The sequence below is a fragment of the Amycolatopsis pittospori genome, from assembly GCF_013870525.1.
GTDB lineage: Bacteria > Actinomycetota > Actinomycetes > Mycobacteriales > Pseudonocardiaceae > Amycolatopsis > Amycolatopsis pittospori.
This window is the reverse complement of sequence record NZ_JACBXD010000191.1, coordinates 1-1,027: the sequence shown is the minus strand read 5'-3', so window position 1 is coordinate 1,027 and position 1,027 is coordinate 1. Positions and strand designations below refer to the sequence as shown.

The following is a 1,027-nucleotide window of genomic DNA, read 5'->3' as shown; positions in this document are numbered from 1 at the left end:
AGGCCGAGTGTAGGGCGTGGTCGGGTGTTGAGGCGGAGGGCGACTGCGTCGCAGTGGGTTTGGGTGAGGTGGCGCAGGTCTGAGCTTTTGGGCCAGTACTGGCGTAGGAGGCCGTTAGTGTTTTCGTTGCTGCCGCGTTCCCAGGGGCTGTGGGGGTTGCAGAAGTAGACCTGCAGGCCGGTGTCGAGGGTGAACTGGGCGTGCTGGGCCATTTCGTTGCCCTGGTCCCAGGTCAGCGATCGTTTCAGTTCGGTGGGCAGGGTGGCGATCATGCTGGTGAGCAGTTCCCGGACTTCAACGGCTTTGTGTGTGTCGGGCAGGGGCGCCAGCAACACGAATCGGGAGTGGCGTTCGACCAGGGTGATGACCGCACCCTGGCTGACCGCCCCGAGGATCAGATCACCTTCCCAGTGCCCGGGCACTGCCCGGTCGGTGGCCTCGGCTGGGCGTTCGCTGATCGGGGTCATCCCGGTTATCCGGCCCTTGCGGCGGCTGGAGGTGCTGGTGCGCGGCCGGCGCCGGTCACGGCCTGAGCGCAGGTGTTCGGTGAGCTCGTTGCGCAGTTCGCCACGGGTCTGGATGAACAGTGACAGGTAGATCGTCTCGTGACTCACCCGCATAGCCTGATCGTCGGGAAACAACATCGGCAACATCAGGGAGATCAGCTGGGGTGACCAGTCCGCTTCCAGCAGACCGGTCACCACCGCCGCCAGCTCACCGGCAAGCAGGTGGGCTTTCGGGCGCCGGCCGCGTTCGAAGGCCAGGCGCTGGGCTCGGTCGGCCCGGTAGCGGCGGGGCCGGCCAGTGATCCTGGTGCCGGGCCGCGAGCACCGCGGTCCACCACCGCGGCGTACTTCTCGTGAAATCGTCGAGGGTGACCTACCCAGGACTTTCGCGATCGCGTCCTGGGTAAGTCCGTGATCCAGACCATTCTGGATCTTTTCCCGTTCCTCGCACGTCAACCGGGGTCCTGGCATGAAGATCTCCTATCAGCTGCCACCACTTGCAACAACCGATTGAGACCGCC

The 1,027-nt window shown here is 65.2% G+C and carries 1 protein-coding gene; it reads right to left on the bottom strand.

Annotated elements, in window-relative coordinates; all coding sequences use genetic code 11:
* Positions 1–977: IS30 family transposase (locus tag H5J31_RS39565; protein ID WP_181777774.1), on the bottom strand; the 977-nt coding region annotated here is incomplete at its 3' end.
* Positions 978–1,027 lie beyond the last annotated feature (50 nt).